This window comes from Fusobacterium necrogenes (genome assembly GCF_900450765.1).
GTDB classification, from domain to species: Bacteria; Fusobacteriota; Fusobacteriia; order Fusobacteriales; family Fusobacteriaceae; genus Fusobacterium_A; species Fusobacterium_A necrogenes.
On sequence record NZ_UGGU01000001.1, the window covers coordinates 16,332 to 33,980 of the forward strand.

Annotated in this window: 17 protein-coding genes; 3 read left to right on the forward strand and 14 right to left on the reverse strand. The window is 25.8% G+C overall.

Annotated features, from left to right (window positions below):
• Positions 1 to 81: 81 nt before the first annotated feature.
• The 14 genes from DYA59_RS00095 to DYA59_RS00165 all read right to left on the reverse strand — a co-directional run bounded on the left by DYA59_RS00095 (position 82) and on the right by DYA59_RS00165 (position 13,073).
• Positions 82 to 510, reverse strand: coding sequence for a hypothetical protein (locus tag DYA59_RS00095; RefSeq protein ID WP_115268161.1), 429 nt, complete (start codon positions 508 to 510; stop codon positions 82 to 84).
• Between the two features lie 283 nt (positions 511 to 793).
• On the reverse strand, positions 794 to 1,729 hold the full coding sequence (locus DYA59_RS00100) for a hypothetical protein (protein WP_115268163.1): 936 nt from the start codon (positions 1,727 to 1,729) through the stop codon (positions 794 to 796).
• Between the two features lie 13 nt (positions 1,730 to 1,742).
• The gene (gene lepB, locus DYA59_RS00105; RefSeq protein WP_172606919.1) at positions 1,743 to 2,279 is read right to left on the reverse strand and encodes a signal peptidase I; all 537 of its coding nucleotides are present in this window, start codon (positions 2,277 to 2,279) and stop codon (positions 1,743 to 1,745) included.
• On the reverse strand, positions 2,263 to 3,210 hold the full coding sequence (locus tag DYA59_RS00110) for a type IV secretion system protein (RefSeq protein WP_115268167.1): 948 nt from the start codon (positions 3,208 to 3,210) through the stop codon (positions 2,263 to 2,265). Before DYA59_RS00110 ends, lepB begins: the two co-directional genes overlap by 17 nt.
• Before the next feature lie 292 nt (positions 3,211 to 3,502).
• Positions 3,503 to 4,309 carry a hypothetical protein gene (locus DYA59_RS00120; RefSeq protein WP_115268171.1) on the reverse strand — a complete coding sequence of 269 codons (807 nt, stop codon included), beginning with the start codon at positions 4,307 to 4,309 and terminating at the stop codon, positions 3,503 to 3,505.
• A 39-nt stretch (positions 4,310 to 4,348) separates the two neighbouring features.
• Positions 4,349 to 6,769 (reverse strand): VirB4 family type IV secretion/conjugal transfer ATPase, encoded by a 2,421-nt coding sequence (locus DYA59_RS00125; RefSeq protein WP_245943689.1) that lies wholly within the window; start codon positions 6,767 to 6,769, stop codon positions 4,349 to 4,351.
• Positions 6,770 to 6,779: 10 nt separating this feature from the next.
• On the reverse strand, positions 6,780 to 7,043 hold the full coding sequence (locus DYA59_RS00130) for a VirB3 family type IV secretion system protein (RefSeq protein ID WP_115268175.1): 264 nt from the start codon (positions 7,041 to 7,043) through the stop codon (positions 6,780 to 6,782).
• Entirely contained in the window at positions 7,040 to 7,993 is a 954-nt protein-coding gene (gene trbB / locus DYA59_RS00135) for a P-type conjugative transfer ATPase TrbB (RefSeq protein ID WP_115268177.1), read from the reverse strand. Before trbB ends, DYA59_RS00130 begins: the two co-directional genes overlap by 4 nt.
• Positions 7,986 to 8,300: a hypothetical protein gene (locus DYA59_RS00140; protein WP_115268179.1), complete on the reverse strand. Its 315-nt coding sequence runs from the start codon at positions 8,298 to 8,300 to the stop codon at positions 7,986 to 7,988. Before DYA59_RS00140 ends, trbB begins: the two co-directional genes overlap by 8 nt.
• A gap of 17 nt (positions 8,301 to 8,317) precedes the next feature.
• Complete coding sequence (locus tag DYA59_RS00145) at positions 8,318 to 10,060, reverse strand: type IV secretory system conjugative DNA transfer family protein (protein WP_115268181.1); 1,743 nt, start codon at positions 10,058 to 10,060, stop codon at positions 8,318 to 8,320.
• Between the two features lie 11 nt (positions 10,061 to 10,071).
• Complete coding sequence (locus DYA59_RS00150) at positions 10,072 to 11,268, reverse strand: TrbI/VirB10 family protein (RefSeq protein WP_115268183.1); 1,197 nt, start codon at positions 11,266 to 11,268, stop codon at positions 10,072 to 10,074.
• Complete coding sequence (locus DYA59_RS00155; protein WP_245943691.1) at positions 11,268 to 12,053, reverse strand: TrbG/VirB9 family P-type conjugative transfer protein; 786 nt, start codon at positions 12,051 to 12,053, stop codon at positions 11,268 to 11,270. The genes DYA59_RS00150 and DYA59_RS00155 overlap by 1 nt, the downstream gene beginning before the upstream one ends.
• On the reverse strand, positions 12,053 to 12,778 hold the full coding sequence (locus DYA59_RS00160) for a type IV secretion system protein (RefSeq protein WP_115268185.1): 726 nt from the start codon (positions 12,776 to 12,778) through the stop codon (positions 12,053 to 12,055). The genes DYA59_RS00155 and DYA59_RS00160 overlap by 1 nt, the downstream gene beginning before the upstream one ends.
• The gene (locus DYA59_RS00165; protein ID WP_115268187.1) at positions 12,771 to 13,073 is read right to left on the reverse strand and encodes a TrbC/VirB2 family protein; all 303 of its coding nucleotides are present in this window, start codon (positions 13,071 to 13,073) and stop codon (positions 12,771 to 12,773) included. Before DYA59_RS00165 ends, DYA59_RS00160 begins: the two co-directional genes overlap by 8 nt.
• Before the next feature lie 300 nt (positions 13,074 to 13,373).
• On the opposite strand from DYA59_RS00165, the gene DYA59_RS00170 reads away from it, so the two are divergent.
• From DYA59_RS00170 to DYA59_RS00180, 3 genes are all read left to right on the forward strand, one after another.
• The gene (locus DYA59_RS00170; protein ID WP_115268189.1) at positions 13,374 to 15,704 is read left to right on the forward strand and encodes a MobA/MobL family protein; all 2,331 of its coding nucleotides are present in this window, start codon (positions 13,374 to 13,376) and stop codon (positions 15,702 to 15,704) included.
• 12 nt (positions 15,705 to 15,716) lie between these two features.
• The gene (locus tag DYA59_RS00175) at positions 15,717 to 16,262 is read left to right on the forward strand and encodes a lytic transglycosylase domain-containing protein (protein ID WP_115268191.1); all 546 of its coding nucleotides are present in this window, start codon (positions 15,717 to 15,719) and stop codon (positions 16,260 to 16,262) included.
• Between the two features lie 91 nt (positions 16,263 to 16,353).
• A complete protein-coding gene (locus tag DYA59_RS00180; RefSeq protein WP_115268193.1) occupies positions 16,354 to 17,487 on the forward strand; it encodes an RNA-guided endonuclease InsQ/TnpB family protein in 1,134 nt (377 codons plus the stop codon).
• The last annotated feature ends 162 nt before the right edge of the window (positions 17,488 to 17,649 follow it).

The following is a 17,649-nucleotide window of genomic DNA, read 5'->3' on the forward strand; positions in this document are numbered from 1 at the left end:
GATTACTTACAATGAAATACAAAGCAGTAATAATAAATATCATTACTTTTTTATATCTTTATCATCTTTAAAAATGAAAAATTAACAATTTTGTATCCATAAAGCTATATAAAAATTAGTACTTCCTGACATTAGTAATATATCTTTTACTTTTTCTTTTATTTTAGAATTTTCAAATTCTAAGCACTCTACAATTTCATCAAGTGTATATGGTTCTTTTAAATACTTTTTTTCTATTGAACTAAAGGATTTATATTTAATACACCTTTTTTTGGGTTTAAAAGTAAGAGTTTTAATCGAAATTTCCATTAACTCTTGATTATCTGTTTTCCAAATCCAAGCTTGATTATTTGATAATATTAACTTCCAATTTGAATCATTGAGATAAAATTTATCTAATTCTTCATCACTTTTATCAGTTGAATATATTACTAAATCAATTAAATCTTTAGATTTTGCATGATTTTTAAAAGTATTATTCCCATATAAAAAATACATATTGACTTCCATTTCTAAACTCCTTTTTAACTTTCCTCTGAACTTGTGGGAGCACCCACACCCCCGTTGGACTTGATGAAAGAAAAAATCTAAAGATTTTTCTTCCATTCAAGCCCTCAAAATTTATTTAAGATATATCACTATAAAAAAACTAAAGCTAAAATTATTCCTAAATAGTAATCTTTTTCTAAAAAGGCTTTCTAAAATCGTATTTAACGCACTTTTTAAACCTTGTTTGAAGTTTATATCGTCTTGATTTTAAAAACCTTTTAAACAAGTAATAAACCTATTATAATTACAACATTACTTTTATACCTGCACTAAATATATTCATATCACTTGAAGTGGTAAAAGACTTCTTATAATCATATCTTACGTATAGTTTTGACACCTCATTATATTCTGCCTTTAATTCGATTCCTATTCTTCCTTCTTGTTCAAAATGATCTTTAGTGCCTTTATATTTTCTATTCTCTAAAAATTCATAATTGTAAGAAAAGATAGGAGTAATACTTATTCTTAAATCATCATCATATATTACTTTTTCAAGTTCACTTCCTACCCCAAAATTAATAGAATCATTTTTAATTTTTTTATTATTTATATTTACTGCTTTTTCTTTTACTTCTGTTCTTTTTATATCTGTTTCAAAATATAGTTTTGGATAAAAATTATCATAGTAATTATCTATCATATCGCTATATTTACTGTATAAACCTATAAATCTAGTATCTAATTTGTAATCTGAATTTTTTTCTTTTTCTTTACTTATTCCTCCATAAGCTGTTATAAAAAATTGAGTAAAATCTGAATAATCTTTGTAGTTATAAAAAATATTAAATTGTCCAAAATCTCCAGTTAATTTTGTTTTATTATATTCATTATCAAGATCTGTATAATTTAAGTTGAATCCTATTCTTTTTTCAAGTTCTGGGGAATAAGAATATAATAAATTAATTCCATTTCCTGTATTATCATTAATATTTGAATATGTATATCCTAGTTTATAAATATTTTCTCTATCAGTATTATCATCTGCTAATGTTTTTAATAAGTAATCATTATTAATTTTCATCAAAGAATACTTTGTAAATAATGGCGTTTTTAATTCTTTTCCAGTATTTATTACACTCATATTTGTATCAAATTCTAGTCCAGTATATCCACGCTCAAGATCTACTGCGAATACCAAACTTTGACAAGCAATTAAACCTAATATAACTTTTTTCATTTTTTACTCCTTTTCAATGTTTCACACGTGTAACATAACTAAAATTTATTTTACTTGCTTCTTTTAAAATTTTATCTTTTTTTATAATTCCAAAATACCTAGAATCATAACTGTTATTATCTGATCCAAGTAATATATACTCATTTTCTTTTAGTACATAATCTATAGGTAATTCTGAATTTAATTTTTTCCCTTGTAAATCATATTTTTTTATATTTCCTTTAAACTCTCCATTTATATATAAGTTATTATTTTTGACTTGAATACTATCTCCAGGAATACCTTTTATATATTTAACTAAATAATTAATATGTTGTGGTAGATATTCTCTTTCCCAAATTATTTTTTTTGCATTATCTGGAATCTCTATATATACAATTTTATTTCTTTCTAAGTTTTTAATATCTTGTAATTTATATATTCCTTTAGGTATTGAAGGGGTTATATTTATACAGTAATTATTATAAATATATAATTTTACTGTATAAACAATCCCTAAAGTTATAACTAATATTTTTATAAATTTTTTCAGTTTATTTCTTATAATCAAGAGTATTTGTTCCTCCAGTATTATTTGCATAGGCGTTAAATGTATTTGAAGATGTATTACCCATATTTTTAACTCCCATTGCTGCTTGTCCTGCTAGTGATTGTGCTGTTCTTGTATTTGTAATACCTAAAGAAGATATACTACCAGATAATAGAGTAGATACAAATGTAGGTATTTTTGTCATCATAAATACAAATAGTATCATAATTGCTAAGCTATATATAACTGTAAAAAGTTCTATTTCTCCTATTGAATCAGTAGGGAAAAATATATTATTCCTATATTTTTCATAGAAATTTAAAATTATAGTTATAAACATTATCTCAATTCCTTGAGCGAATAAACCATGTATTCCTTTTAAAGCTATATCTTGAGTATTTTTAAATGCACCAAATGGCATAAGTATTATAGCTGTTGCTGTTACAATAAAAAATTTAACAAAACTTACTGTAATTTCTATTCCTATAAATAAAGCTCCAATAGCAAGGAAAAAAGTAAAAATTAATACCGCAGTAGGTACACTTTCTATAGATACTATTGGTATTGCGTCTAAACCTACAGTAGATCCAGATATTAATAATATTCCTTTTATAAACTCTGAAAGATCATTAAATACTACACCAGGAGAAACTTTCAATTCTGTTGAAGGAATACCCAAAGTAGCTAAATTCCCAAGTTGAATAAAACCTTTTAAAAGAATATCTACAATATTAGAAAAATCTTTAATTAAATAAATGAAAAATCCATAAATAAAAATTTTTCTTATCAATTTAATAAAAACATTTAAGCCTTCTTCTTCAATAAATAAAAATGTTAAAGTTATATCTATCATAATCATATAATAAATCATACGAATTGAAGTATCAGTTAAGTTTTTAACCATTGTAATATTGACATTCTGAAATTCTTTTATAATTGCTGTAAAATCCATATTCCACCTCTATAAAGAAGTAATACTGTTAGTATTACAAAGTAAGTTTTTAAAAATAAATAATTAGTAGTTATTTTTAAATTTTTTAATATAATTTCAATTAAAATAATAACAATTCCTACAATTAGAAAATCAAAAGAAAAATTAAAGATCGTTATTTTAGTATCTAAAAATCCTAATAATATAAGAAAAAAGTAAATAGTATATTTTTTTTTGTTTTCTAAAGATTTTAAGATTTTTGTTTTATCTAAAAAATAAAAAATATAAATAATTACTAATATTTGTAGTATAATCATAACTTAATACTCTTTCCTGTTAGAGTTTTTAATTCTTGTAGTTTTATATTTTCTTTTTCTTCCTGTCTACTACTAATTTCTTCCAACTTTTGTTTTGAACTTTCTACCTCTTGAGATTCTGTATTTTTTGCCATAGCTTGAGCTTTATTTGATGTTTCAACTAATATACCTAATTGGTTTATATCTGATGAAATTTTCCCTAATAAACTGTTTGTTACTTGTAACGCTTCGACTATTCCTGTACTCGATTTCGACGCATTTAAAAGTGTTTGTAAATTCTGTTGATCTGCTCCAACTTTGGCAGCAAATCCTTTTTGTGTCATTACATCATATAATGCTGTATTTGATTCTTGCCTTGCTTGTCTTATATTTTGATCCATTTTTTCCATATATTCTTTAGTTATACCTATTTTTTCAAATTCTTGTGGTTTCTCTTTAAATAATTCCATATATCTATCTGATACTTTTTGAGTATCAAACATAGCTGATTTATAAGAATCAAGCATATATCCAAGCTCTCTGTAATAATCCTCTATATAAACTATATTTCCTTGAGAAATTTGAGTAGATAAATTTTTTAACATTGCATATTGATTTTCAATTTGTCTTACTTGATTTTCAATCTGATTTATTAAACTAAGACCTTGTTGTATTTGTTCTGTTCCCATTAATTGTTGTTGAGTATATATTTTAGTTACTACTTTAAGTATTTCTGTTATTCCTTTAATACTGATACTTTTAGCAAATAGTGTTGTTGATAATAATATAGTTGCAATCCCTATTAATAATTTCTTTATTTTCATATTCCTCCCTTTTCTATGTTTCACGTGTGAAACATAGAACTATATTTTTAAAAACTCTTGAGTAAATTCATCTGGAGAGTTAGTATGTCTTTTTATTTCATCTGCTTTTGCTAATTCTTCTGCTCTTGAACTGGCAACAAGTTTTAAAGTATTTTTTCCTAGAGCTAGAGAAAACTTCCTAGCAAATCCTGTTGATGTTTTTATAAAATAATCTTTTTTTTCTGTTGCATTAGCTATCAAATTTATTTCTTCTTCATTTAAAGCAAATTTTTTATAAGTTTCTATGTAAGTTTCAGTTTTTGCATTAGGGTTAGCTAAAAATATTTTAGTTTTACAAGCGTCATTTACTGCTGTAAATAATGGAGAATTTAATATATCCCCTAATTCTTGAGTTGCAAATACAACACTTGTATTTTTTCTTCTTAAAACCTTTAGCCATTCCCTTATTTTATCTGCAAATACTGGGTTATCAAAAAACGCCCAACACTCATCAAGTACCAATAATGTAGGATCTCCATTTAGTTGTATTTCTATTTTATGGAATAAGTACATTAAAAGAGGAACAAGAGCTTTTTTATTATTTAATATTTGATTCATTTCAAATACATTCCAGTTTGAATTTTGGAGTTCTTCATTATTAGAATCAAAATATTTTCCTAGTGGACCAGTTATTAAATATGGACTTAATGCTTCTTTTAATTCTGGATCTGCTAGATATGTTGAAAATGTTGTTAAAGTCCTATATTCTACAGGCGAATCAGAAACAAGCTCTAATGCTTCCCATACTTTCTCTTTTTGACTCGGAGTCAGAACTTTATTTTCTGCACTGAATATATCTAATATCCAGTCAAATGCCCATTCAAGCTCTATATTTCTTCTTATTTTTTCTTTTTCTTCTTCTTCCTCTGATAGTATTTCATCATTTAATTTACCTAGTCCTTTGAATGGTTGAAATGAGATATTATCTATTCCTAAATCATAGAATATTCCTCCATTAGCGTATGTAGCTACTTTTGACGACGCCCCCTTATCAAATATGAATACTCTTGCTTTTTCATATTTCATAAATTGAGTATATAACATAGCTAAAAATACTGATTTTCCGCTTCCAGTAGGCCCTACTACTGCTGTATGTCCAACATCATTTACATGTAAATTTAGTAAAAATGGATTTGTATTATCTGTTTCAGTAAAAATTAATGCAGGAGCTTTTAAATGTTTATTAATATATTCCCCATTCCATATTGATGTGATAGGGAATAAATGAATAAATTGTAAAGTATTTAATACTGGCTCTCTTTGATTTGAAAATATATTACCTGGTAAACTTCCAAACCAAGCTTCTTTACAATTAACTGTTTCATTTATTATTATAAAACCTTTATTTTCTAATACTTTTTCTAAATATTCTACTTTTTTATCTAATTCTGTTTTATTTTTTGAAGATAAAAAGATAGTAGAGTTATATAAACCTTGTGTTAAATAATCTCCTTGAGTTAAAGTTATTTGCGATTCTATTTCATTAGCCCTTCTAACTGCGTCAAGATTGATCTTTCCACTTTCTGGATCTCTACCAGATAATTCATTAAATACCCTTGTAAAAAAGCTCAATTTCCCTTGTAATGTACTTTTGTAAGCTTTTTCCATTTTCTTTAAAGCTTGTTGTTTACTTAAAAAGATAAATCTAGTAACCCATCTGTATTCAAAAGGCAAATTATTGAGTTCATCTAATAAGCAAGGCTCTGTAAAATTAGGCAGTCCTATTATTGAAATAGCTTTTATATAAGTCTTTCCTAATTTTAGATCTTCCAAATTTCTAAGAAGTGGAGTATCACATAAATAGTTAGCTAAAGCGAATGGAACTACTGGCATATTTACTTTCGTTTCTTTTTCACTTACACAAGAATGTAAGTAAGTTAGCGTTTCTTCTGGTGTAAGCTCTCTTGCTTCTAAAAAAATCTCTTTAAAAAGGTTAAAAAATCTATTGAATGATTTAATAAAATCCTCTAATGAAGTATCTGAGATAATTTCTTCCAATTTCTTTTCTATAAAAAATTCAGACATTTTATTTTCTATATCTCTTGGTACTAAATAAGTTAAAGTTACATAATATTCATTGATATAATATTCTGCATTTTGACCTATAAAATGTTCTTTTCTTTCTTCTTCAATAATTCTTCCTGCTAAAGTTTTAAAGTTAGATTCTATATATTTATCAGCTTTTTTTCTTCTGACTTCTACATGAATAGTCCAGTTTTCCTCAATTCTTTTCATTAAGTTATTTGATCTTTCTACCAGATTTTTTATTTGCTCCTCTGTATAAGAAATTAAATCAAATCCCCTATATTTAAAAGTTTTTTGATATGATCCATTTTTATTTAGTACTATTCCATTTTCTTTTAGAACTAACCAACTAACCTCATCAGATACTTTAGCCCTTTTTTTAAATTCACTAATCATTAAAACACCTCTATCCCTCGTGATAATACTCTTTTTCTTTTATATATTTCTTGAGAAAAATAGTTAAAACTAATGGATCTTTTTTGGTAAAAAAATATATCATAAAATGTAAAATTAATGAAAATAAAAGCATTATAACACTTTCAAATATAACTACAAAACATAGTCCTAATGCAGCATTTAAAATAAAAGCTTCTCTGCTTATTCCCATTATTGTTTGTGGTTTTAATAATGTTTGACAAGTAGGTACTTTTAAATTTTCAGTTTTTTTCATTCCTTAACCTCCCTTATAATATATTTTCCTTCATCAAATCCTAAAACTTCTTTAATTTCAACAACTTTTCTTTCTCCATTAACTCTTTTAAGAACTACAACTAAGTTAATAGCTTTTCCTATCAATTTTTGTTGTTTATCTACTGATTTTCTCTGATTATATTGCTCAAGTTGTTCTAAAGCACCTTCTGTTGAATCAGAATGAATTGTTGATACTCCACCACCATGTCCAGAGTTCCAAGCTGTTAAAAGATCTAAAGAAGTAGCTCCTCTAATTTCTCCTACTACTATTCTGTCTGGCCTTAATCTCATTGTCGAATAAAATAATTCTTCCATTGAAGTATACATAGAAGTTTTTAATGATATTTTATTAGGACATAAACTTCTAATTTCTTTTGTATCTTCTAAAATAACTAGCCTATCTTTCTTAGGAATAGCACCTATACAAGCATTGGCGAATGTTGTTTTTCCTGTAGAAGTTCCCCCAACAATTAGGATATTTTTATAATCATTTATAGCTTTTTCTATTACTCCTTTTTGAAATTCTGTCAGAGATCCCATTTTTACATAATCATCTAAAGTAAAGATTAATATAGATTTTTTTCTTATAGTAAAAATAGGATTGTCAGCATTCGGAGGAATTACAGATTCAAATCTGAATCCTGTATCTGGTAGTTCAGCCGACATTCTAGGATTTTCTTTATCTACTTTAGCTTCCATAAAAGTAGCAACAGTATTTATTATTTTCATAGCTTCTGCATTTTCAAGTGTTATTCCTGTAAAGTACATTCCTTTAGTTAAGGAATCAACCCATACTGTTTTATCATCATTTAGCATAATTTCTATAATATCTTCATCTTCAAAATACGCATTAATTTTTTCTCCTAAAGAACTTTTCAAAATAGCAAATATTCTATCACTATAAATATTTTTTCTATCTATACTATTCATTATTTCCTTCTATCTTTGAATTTTCTTGAAATTCTTTTATATTTTTATCTTGCAAATTTTTATATCTAATTATTTCTTCCTTTAGGATCTTTGATATATTTTCTTGAAAGTCTTTATTATCTTTATTTTCATCTAAAATTTGAAGTAACTCATCATCACTCATTATCTCTGTAAAAACTTTACTAAACATATTAAATACGTATTTTTTCTTTTCTTCTTTCATTTTTCTTAATCTTTCTAATAATTGAGCTTCATTTTCTGAAAATGATGATAAATTCTTTTTTCTTCTTATTTTCTTTTCTTGCATAATTTATAATCTCCTTTTTATTTACTCGGCTTTATTTTTGCTTTATCCTTAAAATAAGGATTGTTAAAATAAGTTACTTTTATTCCTCTATAAGTAGGTTTTCCTTTAAAAAATATAAGATTTTTTTTATCAGAATATCTCATTACTTCTTCTGGAGTAAGTAATTCCCTAGCTATTTTATTTTCTGATATATTACCTGTATCTAATTTTAATGCTTTAAAACTTTTATTTTGAGTTTTTAGAGTTCTTTTTCCTAATAATGCTGAAATTAACTCAGCTGTAGCTTTATCTGTAGCTTGTGGAGTATAAAAAACTGCTGTAGAACAGTTCTCTAAAATCATATTTTTATCTCCATAAGCTTGTCTAAGTTGATTAATTCCTTGAGCAATTACTACTGCTTTCATTCCATAACCTGCTATATATGCAAGTGCTTTTTCTAGTAAAGGAATTTTACCAAATGCAGGGAACTCATCAAGCATAAGAAGTAACTTATGTTTATGTGGCATTTTATCTGGATCTTCCATTTTAGGACATAAAATTCCTATTATTTGAGAGATTAAAATACGAATTAATGGAGATAAAACAGATATTGACACAGCTTCTATAATTACATATAAATCTACTGGTGTTTTATCATTCATTAAATCATTTATCTTAAAATCAACTGCTGTTGTATTTTTCCTAATAATAGGATCTTTATATAGAGTTATTGCTGTAATACATGATGAAATAATACCAGAACTTTCTCTTGGATCTTTATTTATTATTTCTGCGGCTGTTCTTGATACAATAGGGTGTGTACCTGGATTTATTCCTGCATTTTGTGATGAATCATAAATTGTATTAAAAAATTCTGGATCATCACTATGATTAAATTTCATTAGCTCTAAAATTCTCTCTAGTATTGGTTTACTTGGATCGTTAAAAAAGTCCATTACATGTCCTAAACTTGCTACTTCTCCTTTTTTAGTTTTTTCATAACAAACATGAAGAATTAAAGCTACTAATAAGGCACTTGCTTGTGTTACCCAATGATCTCTTGCTTTTCCTTCTCCTGGATCAGTAAGAATGTCTGCTATAATTTGAGCGTCTACATATTCATATTTAGTTCTTAATCTAATTTGTGCTAATGGGTTATATGAACTTGAATTTTCATCATGTGGAGCAAATTTTATAATTTTATGCTTTAAAATTTTCTCTCTAAAACCTGCTGTTTTTACATAGTTTTCTTTTTTCAAGTCTAAAACTATTGATGAAGATTGCCAGTTTAAAAGAGTAGGAATAATAACTCCTACCCCTTTACCTGCTCTTGTAGGTGCTATCAATGCTATATGAGTATTAGAATTATCTATTACTTTATATTCCTTGAATAAACCTTTAGCTAAACCTAGTATTACTCCGTCAGTATATTTATTTTTTAAAACTCCCAATAAATCTAAGTCATCTAAATTAGCCCAACGTGCTGTTCCATAACTATTATCTTTTTGTCTTTTAAGAATAATTCCTCCAGTTATTCCAATTAAAATTAAAAATGTTCCTAACATTAATCTAAATGCTTTATTTATAAGAAAATTTGTAGAATATTCTTTATAATAAGGTAATAAAAAGAATGGATTTTTTATATCTTCCATTGTTATACCATTTGCTTTATAATAAATATAAGTATTTCCTGTATATAAAGTCATTAGAATTAAAATTGCTAGTACAAGAAAAAATATTAATATTGTTTTTTTTATCTTTCTTTTCATTTTTATTTTCATTAATTACACCTCTATTTTATAGGCTCTAAAACTATATCAGAATTAACAATAATATTAAATTTTTGTCCTGTTGCGATAGTTATTTCTGGGGAAACATTCATAACTTTTTCAGCAAACTTTGTACCTATATTAATAATTTGTTCTCCTGCACCTTCTCCTGCTGCACGTTTCCAATCATCATCTTTATCATTTTCAACTATTGCTGTTCCTGCTCCAATGATTGAAGATAAAACTACAGAAGTAAGTAATTTTCCATAATGATTATTAACTTTTCCAGTAACTCCCGCATAACCGCTTAGATCTGTTCCTACGAATCTATCTAACTGAATACTTTTTCCACTTGGAAATATTATTCTTTCCCAAATTATCATTATTCTATCCTGGCCAAAAGTTACATTTGAATCATACATTCCTAATAATCTAGCCCCTTTAGGAATTAGTAAATGATTTCCAGTTGTACTATCATATACATTTTCTCTTACTTGTCCTATCATTCTACCTGGTAATGTTGATTTAACACCAGTTATAAATATACCTGGAATTATACTTCCTGCATTAACTTGATATTCTGACAATGAAGAAATAACTTCATAAGGGTTGTATATCGTTACCTTATCTTCATTTACCCCTTTTAAAAATTCTTTTTTCTCTTTTATTTTATTTTGATCTGCTTCTTGTGGTAATATATTTCCAAAATTTGGCATACTAGCATTCGTTGCTGTTCCTGGAATAAATCCTGTTGTTGTTTGTTGTGTTTGTTCTGGATCATCAAATTGAATTACTGACTTTCTAGCTGCTAATTCTTCTTGTAAAAGTTGTTCATAATAAGCCTTTAAAGTTTCATCTAACTTTTCTTCAATTTTTATTTGTGGTTTTATTTCTTTAATATTATTTGAAGTGTCAGTAGTATTAGTTGTTTTCTCTTTATTTTGAACTAAAAACTGACTTTTTTCTCCTGCATATCCTATGTTTTCTGTAATTTTTTTTCTATTATTAATAGGTGCTGTTCCTTCTTGTGTTTGTTCTGCTTTAGGGGTAGAAATTTCTTTTAATTTAGAACTAACTAAAGATGAAATTATTACAAATATAAGTAATATTAATACCAATCCCAATCCTACTAATGTTATTTTTTTTTTATTTATTTTATTTTCAGATTTAGGTTCGTAATTTTCCATATCTTCTATATTTTTTTCTATATTTTCCTCCATTATTCCTCCTTATATCTGTAATTTTTATTTTTTATAACTATTCTTTTATTTCCTAATTTTAATACTCCTTCTTCAAATATTCTATCAATAATATAATAGTTACCTTGTATTCTAAAATTAACTAATTGATCTTGTTTTGACCCTTTTTCTCTAATATAAAAAACTGGTAACTCTTGAGTATTTTTTAATACAAAATAAGTTTTTTGTCCGTCATCAAAAATAGATGAAGGTGTAAAATCATATCTTTTTGTACTTACTGTATAATTATAGTTATGATCTTCTAAATTTCCTGTTGTTACTATAGTTTTTTCTTTAGCTTCTTGGATCTTCATAACTTCATCTGGATATAACCATTTAACTACTGGGTTGTACCACTCTTTAGCAGAATATAAATTGATGTTATACATTCTTTTATTTGTGTTAATTATTAAGTTTGTTCTTAAATTAATTGAAAATGGTTTAATATATATTACTTGTCTTGTACCCTCACTTGAGCCTGTTGTACTTTGAGATTTTTGCCACCTTGCTGTATCTCCTCCAGATACACTAATGATTTGTTCATTTGGAGCTAACATAATAGCTGTTAAATAATTAACTCTACAATAAATTGTATACATTGCATCTTCATTATATACAAAGTTTGTCTGTACTCCATTTTTCGCTTCCCTTATACCAGATATAATAACTTGCTTATTTGGTGTTATTTGCTCTAAAACTGTATTAGCTGAATAGCTATTTGCCGCTATTATTAAACTAAAAATTATTGCAATTTTTTTTATGTGCATTATTCCTCCTCTTTAGATATTGAAAAATCCTCAACTATTATTCCTAAAGGATTTATATTAATCTCATCTATTTCTTTGGGTTGCTCATTTGTTATTGTAAATAAACCAACAAAATTAGAATTAGAAATCTCTAGTCCTTCTGCTGAATACATTTTTTCATTCCATTTAACTTGATATGTATTTTTTGTTCTTGGAACTTTATTAAAGCTAGTTATATTTATATCTCTCGAAATTAATTGTTTTGCTAAATTATTAGTATCTTCATTAATTAATATATCTTGGTGTTTTTGTAACATAGCTTCAGTCAAAAAATAAGATAATTGTCGAAAGTTTCTTGAGTACAAAACACTATCTCTAGGAATAGCTCTCATTTTACTTACAATATCTCTTATGAAATATCTATTTTCTATTTCTTTAGGAATATATATTTGATCCGCTTTTCTAATAGCTTTTGCTTCTCCTACTTTATCAACTTCTACAACATAAGGAATTAATGTCGATCTTGTTGATAAGTAAATACAACCTAATGTTGATATTATTGTTAAAGTTATCATTAATAAAGCTATTATTTTATAAGTATTTACTCTTTTACTTTGTTGTGCATAAAACTCAAATAGATCTTCTGTAGCTTTATCATAATCTACTTCTTTTTTTGATTTATTATTTTCTTTTTTCTCTGAATTTAATTCCTTATTTTTTTTTTTAAATATATCTAGTTTATCCAATCATTACCCCCCCTGTAATATTGAATAGTCCTAATAGTACACTTGCCCCACCTACTACTGCTAATGCCACTACTATTCTAATTATTTTTCCCATTATTCCAGAATCTTGTGTAAGCACCCAACCAAAAGCAGACGCTACAATAACAACTAAAGCTATCACCTTTGCCATTGGCCCACTTATTGATTTAGATATTTCGTCGGCAGGACTTTCCCATACCATTTTAGAGTTAGTACTTGCAAAAGTTGCTACACTCCAGAATAAAGATAACATTCCAATTTTAAATTTTTTTAACATAATAAAACCTCCTATAATATTTAAGTTGTCTTTATGATATCACAAAACTTTTATTTTGTATAGATATATTACAAAAAAAAAAAAAAAGTAGTAGCAAAAAGTTGACTAGCATTTTTTTTAATGGTAAAATTTAAGAAAATTTCACACGCACTTTTGTGTGCCAACACTAAAGTGCACGTTTACAAGTTTCTCAATTTTTTTCAAAAATTGCAGAAACTTACACGTGGCAGGAACAGATTTCCTGCACCATTCTAAATAACTCTATCGAGTGTCTACGACCAAAAAAGGGGGTGTTATCAAATGGCTAATTATTACTTAAATATGAGTTATGGTAAAGTGGGAAAAACTAATGCCCATTTTGACTACATTACAGCTAATGGTAAATATACTGGAAAAGAAAAAGAACTAGTATATGAATCTCATAATATGCCAAACTGGGTAACGTCTGCTAAAGAATTTTGGGAAATAGCTGATAATAACGAAAGAGTTAATGGAAGGACTTATAGAGAAGTAAGAATATCATTACCAGAAGAACTAACTAAAGAAGAAAATATAGAACTTTTAAATCAATTTTTAAAAGAAAATTTTTCTGGACATTATTATAGTGTTGTCATACACGATAAAGAAACACAACCAGGTTTTGAATATGTAGAAAAACATAAAAATATACACGCTCATATTATGTTTTGCCCTCGTGTTATAGATAATATTGAAAGAAAAGATCCAAGTAAATATTTTAAAAAATCAAATTCTAAAAATCCAGAACGTGGAGGAGCGGCTAAAGATCCAAAATGGAACGAAGTAGAAACTCTTTTAAAATTAAGAAAAGACTGGGAATTATTACAAAATCAGCATTTAGAATTACATAATATAAATGCTCGGGTTAGTTGTGAAACATTGGAAAAACAAAGACAACAAGCTTTAGAAAAAGGCGATTTTGATAAGTACGAACAACTTAATCGTTTACCAGTACATATAAATAGTATTACACTTAATAAAATAAATAAAACTGAATACGAAAAAGAACTAATCAAAGAATTTTTAGCTAATAGAGAAATTAAGTCAATCAAAGATAAAATTTATCAAGAAGTTCTTAATGAAAGAGCTAAAAATAAAGAAACTATTAATGTATTTGACGCTTCTATTTCTAAGAAAGAAAAAGAAAATGCTTACAACAAATTAATGGCTAAGAAAAATAAAATTGATAGTAATAATTTATTAATTAGTCAACTTCAAAATATTAATATAAAAAATGAAGTTTATTCTAAATTAATTCCTGGATATAGGGAAAAAGTAAATGAATTAAATAATATTATTAAAGAACAAGAACTTTTCACACAAGAAGAGTTTAATTTACTTGCACAAAAATATAATAATATAAAAGCTATGGAATCAACTATTGATCCTAAATTATTTGAAAAAGAAAAAGAGAATATAATCAATGATATTCATAAAAATATTGAGAAATTAGAAAAAGAAAATACTGTACTAAATGATGAAATTCAACAAATATTTATAAATAATTCTAAAAATAAAGAGTTCATTAAAGAGTTAGAAAATAATTATCTAAATATTGACGTTAAAAAATCTATAAATAATATTATTTTAGCAACTAAAGATAAGGAAAATATCCAAAAGAAACTTGATTTAATCGAACTTCAATTAAGTAATTCAAGAAAGACTACATTAAATATTTTATCTAAGAAAAAATATATTCCTCTTGAAAAAGAAATTAAGAAACTTAAAGAAGAATTACTAGCAAAAGAAAGTGTAGGAGATTCTAAACAAATTGAAATTCTAAAATCAATTATTAATAAGAAAGAAAAAGAACTTAAAGATATTGAAATTAGCTGTACTAAAGATATGGATAAATTTATTCGTATCAAAGAATCTTTTGAAAAGAAACTACATAATAATAAAGCTGAACTTAATATTAAATTACAAGCAATTAATAACTCTATTGAAAATAGTAAGAAAGAAATCTTATTATCAAATAAAGAAGTTAGAACTCATCTAAGTAATACTATTAATTCTAATAAAGAATTACTTGAGCTTAATAAAGAAAAACTTGAGAAATTGAAATTTCTCAAAAAGACATTAAATAAAGATATTAAAGAATTAGAAGTAATAGCTTACTTATCATTAACTAAAGGAAAATATGGAAGATTACAAGATAAGTTCTCTAAAAATATGGATAGAATAGATCAAATAAATGTTGAATTAATCAAACTAAAAGAAAATAAATTATTTAATATGTTCTCCATTAGAAAGCTTGAGAAAGAAAAAACTTTACTTGAAGAAGAATCAAGCAGAATTTCTAAAGAGTTTAAAGAATTAAAAGCTTCTATTTCTACAGATGATTTAACTAATGAGATATTGAGAATAAAAACAGCTTTAGCCGAAAAAGAAAATAATATAGATAAGCAGATCCAAGATATTTTAGATGAAAATAAAGAATTACATTCAATAAATAATATTTGTTATAACTTATACGATAATTACAAAGACTTGGAACAAAAACCTATTTATGAAAAATCTTTAGATTTATTTACTGGAAATACTACAACTAAAAATACTGGATCTTGGAACATACAAATAGAAAATGATAATGAAAAAGTAATCAGAATGTAGGAGGAATGAAAAATGAAAAAAATATTATTTTTTATAATTTTTAATTGCTTATTTAAAGTTTATGCAGACGTTGATTTGAAGGAATACTACCAACAAAAAATAATAGATCCAAATAAAGCTATTACAGCTTATAATGATGTTCATAGATTTTCTAAAGAATTTAATGTTGATGAAAAGCTCATAACTGCCATTATTGAAGTAGAAAGTAACTTTTCTAATGAAATTAAGAGCAAAAAAGGTGCTATAGGTTTAATGCAAATTATGCCAGGAACAGCAGAATTATTAAATATAGATCCTAATGATTTAACTCAAAATATCTATGGTGGAATTAAGTATTTTAAATTTTTATTAGAGAAAAATAATAATTATATTCCTTTTGCACTTGCTGCATATAATGCAGGACAAGGGAACATAGTCAAATATGATAGTATTCCACCATTTCCAGAAACTCATTCTTATATTGAAGAAGTTTTAAATATATATAATAATTTAACTGGAATAAATAATACATTCTTTTCTAACGAATTTAGTAATACTAATTTTAATTGGGAGGCTTAGAGCTGTTAGAAAAAATATGGAATTTCATATAAAATTATATAAATGATTTATAGTGTAATGATATTGAGGTAATAAAAGGAGTTAATGGAAGATGATACTAGCGAAGAAAGTTAGACTTTATCCAACTAAAGAGCAAGAACAAAAATTATGGCAATCTATAGGAACTGCGAGATTTATCTATAACTATACTATCGCAAAACAAGAAGAAAACTATAAAAATGGTGGTAAATTTATTAGCGATGGGGTCATTAGAAAAGAATTAACTCAACTAAAAAAATCTGAGCTAATTTGGTTAAATGAAGTATCAAATAATGTAACTAAACAAGCAGTAAAAGATGCGTGTAATTCCTATAAAAGATTTTTTAAAGGTTTAGCTAATAGACCAAAATTTAAAAGCAAAAAGAAAAGTAAACCTAGTTTTTACAATGACCCTATAAAATTAAAAATTAAAGGTAGAAAAGTTTTGATTGAAAAAGTAGGTTGGATAAACATAAGAGAACAAATACCTATTGGAGTTAAATACAACAACCCTAGAATTACCTATGATAATAAATATTGGTATATATCTGTTGGAGTAGAAGTTGAGAAAAAACAAGAAGAACTGACAGATATTTCATTAGGAATAGATTTAGGATTAAAAGATTTAGCTATTTGTTCAGATGGACAAGTTTTTAAAAATATCAACAAAACCAAAAAAGTTAAAAAATTAGAAAAAAGATTAAAACAAAAACAAAAACAAATTAGTAGAAAATATGAGATGAATAAAATAAAAAAAGAGGGAGGTGTAAGTTGTCAATTTATAAAAACTAAAAATATAGAAAAGTTGGAAAATACAACAAGACTGATACATAGAAAATTAAGCAATATTAGAAATAACTATCTTCATCAAGTTACAACAAATATAGTGAAAACCAAACCATATAGAATTGTAATAGAAGATTTGAATGTTTCTGGAATGTTGAAGAATAAACATCTATCAGATTCAGTAAGAAGACAGTGTTTTTATAAGTTTAGAGAGTATATAACATATAAGTCAGAGTTATATGGAATAAAACTAGTAATAGCAGATAGATTTTATCCATCATCAAAAACTTGTAGTCATTGTGGTTCTATAAAGAAAGATTTAAAACTAAAAGATAGAGTTTATAGTTGTTCACATTGTGGAACAGTAATAGATAGAGATTATAATGCTTCTCTGAATTTATCTATGTATAAATTAGCATAATTTCACAAACAAGAAAATGCTAATGTGTAGGACGCGTTGTATCCGAATTTAAGCCTTTGGAGAGTTATATCAAACGAAAGTAGCTTAGGCAAAATCGGACTTGTAGAAGAAGGAAATAAACAAATTTCTATATTTTTATAGATTTTTGGCAACGGGAATAAA

Coding starts and splice junctions, on each gene's coding strand:
- DYA59_RS00180 (WP_115268193.1), top strand. CDS start 16,354: ATGATACTAGCGAAGAAAGTTAGACTTTATCCAACTAAAGAGCAAGAA.
- trbB (WP_115268177.1), bottom strand. CDS start 7,993: ATGAATAGTATAGATAGAAAAAATATTTATAGTGATAGAATATTTGCT.
- DYA59_RS00165 (WP_115268187.1), bottom strand. CDS start 13,073: ATGTTAAAAAAATTTAAAATTGGAATGTTATCTTTATTCTGGAGTGTA.
- DYA59_RS00150 (WP_115268183.1), bottom strand. CDS start 11,268: ATGGAGGAAAATATAGAAAAAAATATAGAAGATATGGAAAATTACGAA.
- DYA59_RS00110 (WP_115268167.1), bottom strand. CDS start 3,210: ATGGATTTTACAGCAATTATAAAAGAATTTCAGAATGTCAATATTACA.
- DYA59_RS00170 (WP_115268189.1), top strand. CDS start 13,374: ATGGCTAATTATTACTTAAATATGAGTTATGGTAAAGTGGGAAAAACT.
- DYA59_RS00155 (WP_245943691.1), bottom strand. CDS start 12,053: ATGCACATAAAAAAAATTGCAATAATTTTTAGTTTAATAATAGCGGCA.
- DYA59_RS00095 (WP_115268161.1), bottom strand. CDS start 510: ATGGAAGTCAATATGTATTTTTTATATGGGAATAATACTTTTAAAAAT.
- DYA59_RS00140 (WP_115268179.1), bottom strand. CDS start 8,300: ATGCAAGAAAAGAAAATAAGAAGAAAAAAGAATTTATCATCATTTTCA.
- DYA59_RS00100 (WP_115268163.1), bottom strand. CDS start 1,729: ATGAAAAAAGTTATATTAGGTTTAATTGCTTGTCAAAGTTTGGTATTC.
- DYA59_RS00145 (WP_115268181.1), bottom strand. CDS start 10,060: ATGAAAATAAAAATGAAAAGAAAGATAAAAAAAACAATATTAATATTT.
- DYA59_RS00175 (WP_115268191.1), top strand. CDS start 15,717: ATGAAAAAAATATTATTTTTTATAATTTTTAATTGCTTATTTAAAGTT.
- DYA59_RS00120 (WP_115268171.1), bottom strand. CDS start 4,309: ATGAAAATAAAGAAATTATTAATAGGGATTGCAACTATATTATTATCA.
- DYA59_RS00130 (WP_115268175.1), bottom strand. CDS start 7,043: ATGAAAAAAACTGAAAATTTAAAAGTACCTACTTGTCAAACATTATTA.
- DYA59_RS00125 (WP_245943689.1), bottom strand. CDS start 6,769: ATGATTAGTGAATTTAAAAAAAGGGCTAAAGTATCTGATGAGGTTAGT.